Source organism: Natronomonas sp. (genome assembly GCF_047616845.1).
GTDB lineage: Archaea > Halobacteriota > Halobacteria > Halobacteriales > Haloarculaceae > Natronomonas.
This window is the reverse complement of sequence record NZ_JBLGBY010000024.1, coordinates 24,403-30,402: the sequence shown is the minus strand read 5'-3', so window position 1 is coordinate 30,402 and position 6,000 is coordinate 24,403. Positions and strand designations below refer to the sequence as shown.

Annotated in this window: 8 protein-coding genes and 1 pseudogene; 3 read left to right on the top strand and 6 right to left on the bottom strand. The window is 65.8% G+C overall.

The genetic code is table 11. The annotated features are described in order from the left end of the window. A pseudogene (locus ACI8UR_RS06665) lies at positions 1-416 on the top strand (hypothetical protein); the annotation flags it as partial. 56 nt (positions 417-472) lie between these two features. Then, positions 473-1,732, top strand: a complete 1,260-nt coding sequence (locus ACI8UR_RS06660) for an NAD(P)/FAD-dependent oxidoreductase (RefSeq protein WP_411713984.1) — start codon at positions 473-475, stop codon at positions 1,730-1,732. On the opposite strand, the gene ACI8UR_RS06655 is transcribed toward ACI8UR_RS06660, so the two are convergent. Beyond that, positions 1,724-2,416 (bottom strand): metallophosphoesterase, encoded by a 693-nt coding sequence (locus ACI8UR_RS06655; RefSeq protein ID WP_411713983.1) that lies wholly within the window; start codon positions 2,414-2,416, stop codon positions 1,724-1,726. The genes ACI8UR_RS06660 and ACI8UR_RS06655 overlap by 9 nt on opposite strands. Before the next feature lie 86 nt (positions 2,417-2,502). On the opposite strand from ACI8UR_RS06655, the gene ACI8UR_RS06650 reads away from it, so the two are divergent. Continuing rightward, positions 2,503-3,276, top strand: coding sequence for a MarR family transcriptional regulator (locus ACI8UR_RS06650; RefSeq protein WP_411713982.1), 774 nt, complete (start codon positions 2,503-2,505; stop codon positions 3,274-3,276). Here ACI8UR_RS06650 and ACI8UR_RS06645 read toward each other — a convergent pair. From ACI8UR_RS06645 to ACI8UR_RS06625, 5 genes are read right to left on the bottom strand one after another with little or no spacing between them, the layout of a single operon-like run. Next, positions 3,255-3,476: a hypothetical protein gene (locus ACI8UR_RS06645; RefSeq protein WP_411713981.1), complete on the bottom strand. Its 222-nt coding sequence runs from the start codon at positions 3,474-3,476 to the stop codon at positions 3,255-3,257. The genes ACI8UR_RS06650 and ACI8UR_RS06645 overlap by 22 nt on opposite strands. Then, the gene (locus ACI8UR_RS06640) at positions 3,473-4,111 is read right to left on the bottom strand and encodes a J domain-containing protein (protein ID WP_415087696.1); all 639 of its coding nucleotides are present in this window, start codon (positions 4,109-4,111) and stop codon (positions 3,473-3,475) included. Before ACI8UR_RS06640 ends, ACI8UR_RS06645 begins: the two co-directional genes overlap by 4 nt. 48 nt (positions 4,112-4,159) lie before the next feature. Then, positions 4,160-4,909 (bottom strand): proteasome assembly chaperone family protein, encoded by a 750-nt coding sequence (locus tag ACI8UR_RS06635; RefSeq protein WP_411713979.1) that lies wholly within the window; start codon positions 4,907-4,909, stop codon positions 4,160-4,162. A 54-nt stretch (positions 4,910-4,963) separates the two neighbouring features. Continuing rightward, positions 4,964-5,146: an RNA-protein complex protein Nop10 gene (locus ACI8UR_RS06630; RefSeq protein WP_411713978.1), complete on the bottom strand. Its 183-nt coding sequence runs from the start codon at positions 5,144-5,146 to the stop codon at positions 4,964-4,966. A gap of 6 nt (positions 5,147-5,152) precedes the next feature. Then, positions 5,153-5,953, bottom strand: a complete 801-nt coding sequence (locus tag ACI8UR_RS06625) for a translation initiation factor IF-2 subunit alpha (RefSeq protein WP_411713977.1) — start codon at positions 5,951-5,953, stop codon at positions 5,153-5,155. Positions 5,954-6,000 lie beyond the last annotated feature (47 nt).

The following is a 6,000-nucleotide window of genomic DNA, read 5'->3' as shown; positions in this document are numbered from 1 at the left end:
CGCAGACCTCGGACGGCAACACGACGGATACGGATACGACGCAGACCTCGGACGGCAACACGACGGATACGGATACGACGCAGACCTCGGACGGCAACACGACGGACACGGATACGACGCAGACCACCGACAGCACCACGACAGACACTCAACAGACGACGGGCGTTCGTGGGCTTCTGCAGGCACTCGACGCAGTCGCTGCGTCCGCAGACCGCGCCAGGGAGCGCGCTGAAGCCGGCGATGGGACTGGGGCGGACAAAAGCCTCGAGGCCGTCCAGACCCGCCTCAAGGCCGTCGCGGACCGCCTCGAAGAGGCAAGTGATGACCTTCCCGACCCGATTTCCTCGGCCATCGACCGCCGGCTGGAACAGGCCCGGCGGCGCACGGAGCAGGCGCTCACAGCAGAAAAGCTCTGAGAACGGCGCGGGAAACGACGGAAACCGGTTTGGTGGTGCCGGCCGAACCGGGTTGTATGCACGTTGTCGTCGCCGGTGGCGGTCTCGCCGGGTTGGTCACCGCACGGCGTCTCGCGGCGGCGGGCGCCACCGTCGAACTGTTCGAAGCAAAGGAGACGGTCGGTGGCCGCGTCAGGTCACGAACCGTCGACGGGTTCACGCTCGATCGGGGGTTCCAGGTGCTGTTCACGGGCTATCCGGCCGCCCAGAGAGAACTCGAGTTTGACGATCTGAATCTGCGGACGTTCTCGCCGGGCGCGACAATCGCAGAGCCGAACCACCGGTCGACGCTTGCCGACCCGCTCGGTGACCCCGGTGCCGCCGTCGCAACGCTCCTGAACCGCGACGTTCGGACGAGCGATAAGCTCCGTCTGTTCCGCCTCCAGCGCGAACTCCGTGGCCACGCCTTCGACGAGCTGTTCACCGGTGACGAGACGACGATTCGGGAGTACCTCTTCGACCGCGGCTTCTCGCGGGCGTTCGTCGAGCGGTTCGCCGAGCCGTTCTACGGCGGCATCACGCTCGACCGCTCGCTGTCGACGTCGAGTCGCGTCTTCGAGTACACGTTCAAGGCGCTCTCGGAAGGCGAGACGGTCGTCCCGGCGGCAGGGATGGGTACGATTCCCGAGCAGTTGCGGCGCCGCGCCGAGGATGCTGGCGCGACCGTCAAGACGGGGCGTGCGGTGACCGACGTCCAGGTCGACGGGGACGACATCACCGTCGTCGCGGAGAACGAACGCGTCTTTCCCGATGCAGTCGTCGTCGCGACCGACCCGAAGGAGGCCGGCGAACTCACCAGTGTCGAGACGCCGACGGACGCGAAGGCCTGTGTCACCGTCCACTGTTCGCTGCTGACCCATCAGTCGCTCGATACGGGGTCGCGAATCCTGTTGAACGCCGCCGACGAGCGGCCGAACACGGTCGCGCCAATGAGCGCCGCTGCACCGGAGTACGCCCCGGAAGACGAGCAACTTCTCAGCGCGACGTTCCTCGGTGACCGGGCAGAGAGTGACGCGGAACTCCTGGAGGCGACCCGTGAGGCGCTGGACGCCTGGTACCCGGAGAATCACTTCGGGGCGCTCGAGCTGGTCGGCATCGACCGAATCGAGTTCGCCCAGTTCGCACAATCCCCGGGCTTCTTCGAGTCGCTGCCCGCCGTGGATGCCCCCGACGGCCCGGTGTTCCTCGCCGGCGATTACACCCGCTGGTCGTCGATTCAGGGCGCCCTCGAAAGCGGTACGCGGGCGGCCGACGCCGTCCTCGAGGAGCTACAGTAGACGGCGGAATTCACCGAGCGGCGGGAATTCGTGGGGTTCGCCGGCATCATCGTCGCGGACGATGGGTCGTAAGGCGTTCGCGTCACGGATGAGCGGCGACTGGAAATCACTCGCCCTCATCTCGTTTATCGCGACGCCGGCCGGGAGCCGACTGAACGATGGCAGCATCAACACGCCGGCGTCGACGTACTGCTGTGTCCCGTACAGATAGCAGGGTCTGCGCACACCCTCGATTTCGATGGTCGGGTGGTCGTGGCCGACGACGTACCACTCCGCGTCGGTTTTCGGTGGAGCGTGGCCGTGCGTCACGACGATTTCCGTGTCGCCAAGGCGGTGTTCGGGTTCCAGCGAATCGTTCCATAGCTCTTCGAGCAGTGGGTCGTGGTTACCGGGGGTAACGACCAGCCGGCAGTCGACCGCGTCGGCGAGGTCTTGCAGGCGCCGCGTCGTCTCGGCGACACCGGTCGGAAGCCGGTCGAAGGAGTGTAGCAAGTCGCCGGCGATGACCGCTTCCGTGGGGTCGTAACGGTCGAGGAGCGCCTCGAAGCGGTCGGCCATGGCCGTGGCTTCGCCGAGCGGAAGCGCCACCTCGGAGGTCGCATCGCGGCCGACGTGGAGGTCAGCACAGGCGAGGGCGTCCGCCGCCGGCAGATACACGGCTCTGTCCCACGGCTCGAACTCCATATCCGTCGTACGGCGAGCGTCGCCAAAGCCCTGACGGGCGGCCGACGAGTGCCGGGCTTTATAAATAATCGCGCCCAGATGAGGGTATGGTCGACGTCCTCGACAACAAGCGGTCGGCGACGAAGTTCCGCGTGCTCGTCGAAATCGCCGACCGGCAGCCGGCGGTCAATCAGGGGGAAATCGCCGACGCTGTCGGCGTGACCAGCCAGGCGGTCTCCGAGTACATCCGTGAACTCGTCGACGAGGGGTTCGTCGATAAGGAAGCGCGTTCTCGCTACCGGGTCACGAAACAGGGCGTCGATTGGCTCTTCCAACAGGCCTCCGATGTCCGGCGGTTCGCCGACCACGTCACCGAGGATGTCCTCGGCAGCATGCAGGAAGACGCTGCTTTTGCCACTGACGACATCGAATCGGGGGAAACGGTGTCGCTTTTCATCGAGGACGGATTGCTCCACGCGACCCCCGGCGATGAAGGTCCGGCCACGGGCATCGCGACGACCGACGCCACGGAGGGCGACGTCGTCGGTGTCACGGGCTTTGCCGGCATCATCGACCTCGAACCCGGCGACGTCACCGTGTATCAGATCTCACCAATTCGGTCGCGGCATCCGGAGGGATCGGATGAACTCGGTGAAACCGCTGGCGCCGCCGACCTCGTCGCTGCCGCTGGCGTCGAAGCGGTCGCCACACTCAGAAAGTCGGGCGTCGAACCGGGCGTGACGTTCGCTGCCGGCGAGGTCGCAGCCGACGCCGCGAACCGCGGACTCGATGTGGTCGTCGCCGCGACGACGGATCTCAGCGGTCGCGTCACGGATGCGCTCCGGGACGCCGGCCTGGCTTACGAAGTCGAGGACGCCTGACGGTCGGCTTTTGCTTGCTGGATGGCCTCATAATACGTCGCAGCGTCAGCCTCGTAGACGAACTGGGCCAGCTCCTCGAAACCGTAATCCCGGGCGGCGAACTGCGCGCCCATGTAGTTGTGCTCGTGGTCGAGCGCGTCAGCTTCGAGTAGCTCGCTGAGCTGCTCGACGACGTCGTCGGTGATCGGGACTCGTGTCATGATGCGTGTTGTTTGGCGGTGTCGTAGGCTTCCCGTACCCGCTTGAACTCCTCTTCGTCGCCACCGTGGTCGGGGTGGACTTCCTTGACCCGTTCGCGATAGGCGCGCTGGACGTCGTCGGCGTCCGCACCGGCGGGCAATCCCAACACGGCGTAGGCCGTTTCGGCGGGGTGGAGGTCGCGCCGCCGTGCTCGGTGCTCTGTGTCGTCCTCCTCGTCGTCGGTATCGGAACCGAAGGAGACGTCCGGCGTCTCGAAGGGAAGGCGATGCCCGAGCGCGATGCCCGGCATCTCGTGTTCGACCAGAATCGTATGCATCGGAGCGCTCTCCAGATCGTAGAACGTTCGAGCGTCGAACGTGACGGCGACCTCTCGTCGCGGGAGATAGAACGCGACGGTTCGGCCACTGATGGCCGCGTTCTCGGTGAATCGTTCGTCGATAGCGTCCAGATACTGCCGAATCTCCGCACGGCGGCGTGTCTCCGTCGACCGATAGCTGCCGCGCTCGTCGTTGCCGTCCGGGAACAGCCGCGTGGCCACGAAAAACGTCGCGGCGACGCAGAGGCTCACGAACGCGCCGGCAGAGAGCCCGAGGTACACCCATCGGGGCAACGCGAGCAGCGTATCGACTGGCACACGCGCTATACGGTCGAATCGCTTAAGAGAGTGTTGGGGTCGGCAGCGTTACCCGATGTATCGGAGGTCTTCCTCGCTCGGCGTGCTGCCCTGCTCCATCTGCCGAATGCGCTTTACGACCTCCTCCATCTCCTCTGCGCGCTCCTCGAGGGAGTCGTAGCCGATGTCGAAGCCGACCGCCTCCTGCAGCACCTCGAGGACGCCGCGGGCGCTTTTGGGGTCGACCAGATACCCGCTCGTTTCGCCCATCACGCAGGCCGCCTCGAAGTCACGGCGCTCGCCGACGCCGAGCAGGAGTCCCGAGATGCCGACGATGCCGCCGGCGGGTTCGTTCTCGCGGAACTCCACGCCGACCGCTTCGAGGTCGTCGATGAACGCGTCGGTCGTCGCGGCGCCGATAACGTCCGGTTCGTCGACGAGCTCGCCGGTCGGAACGCCACCCAGCGCGTAGATGCGCTCGACGTCGAAGGAGTCGGCGACATCGAGGAAAGCATCGGTCAGGCGGTAGTGGCCTGGGCCGTCCCCGGCCTGGTGGTCGCCGGTCAACACGAGCATGTCACGGGCGTCCGTCTCGATGGCGTACACTTCGGCGCAGGCGAGCGTCGTCCGTCCGTCCTCGACCGTCACCTGCGGCGGGAAATGCTCGGAGTAGACCCGGCGTACGAGCTCCGCGTCGAACTCCTCGAGCAGATGCTCGGCGGCGAGCTTGCCGACGTGGCCGACGCCCGGCAACCCCTCGATCAGTACGGGCGCCTCGAGCGCCGGGTCGGCAACTGTCTCGATATCGAACTCGTCCATGCGGCTCACTCGGGGGCCGCCCGCATAAGAGCACGGCGATGTGCTGGCCAAGACCTACTCGCGGCGTCGCTCGCGCGCGCGTCGACGATACTCGCCGTATGGGTCGTCGGGGTTGAACGGCGCCGGCGCGCTGTTCACTGCGTCGGCACCGCACTCCGGGCACGACGCTCCGAGCGTGTAGACGGGGCTGTCGTGGGTGGATTCCCAGGCCGAACACACCCGGATATCGGATTTCATCTCGCCTTACTCCTCTTCGGTTCGCCGCTCACGGTGGAAGTCGGCCGTTCCGCCGACGGCCTCAATCGTTTCGCGCGCCCGAGCGGCACTCTCTTCGAGTTGGGTTTCGGCGGTCTTGTAGTTCGGCGCCTTCACGCGGATGCGGTATTCGGGGGCACCGACGTAGGTGACGTCGAGGTCGACTTCGTCGGGGACTTCGCCGTCGCCTTCGGCGGCTTGCATCGCCTCCCGAACCTCCTCGACGCCATCCGTGCCGGGCGCTTCGAGGTCGACGTAGCCCGTGACGGTCACGTAGGGAACGGAGACGTTCTCGCGGGCGGTATCGACGATGGCGGAGATTTCATTGTCGTCGAGGTTGGTGTCGTCGAGCGCTTCGGGGCCGTGAATCGCGGCCTGCTCGAAGCCCTTGTACAGCGAGCCGTGGATGTCGATGAGTTCGTTCGCGACGCGGCGGAAGGTCTCGTCGTCGACGTCTTCGCCGAAGGCGATCTCCATCCACTTGTCGGCTTTCTGCTCGCTTTTCCACTCCTGGATCTTTTCGGAGCGCTGGTGGTCGTTGACGTCCTTGATCGAGAGGTCGACCTGCTGGGCGTCCTCGTCGACCTCCAGCACCTTGCAGACGACCATCTGGTCTTCGTTGACGTGGTCGCGGACGTTCTTGATCCAGCCGGAGGCGACCTCGCTGACGTGAACCAGCCCGCGTTTGTCTTCGTACTCTTCGAGATCGACGAAGACGCCGAAATCCTCGATTTCGTCGACTTCCCCGACGACGAGTTCGCCCGGGGTGGGCCAGCCACTGTATTTCATACCCGTCGCTACCCGTCTAACGAGAATAAAAGCACCGTTCCGCCCGC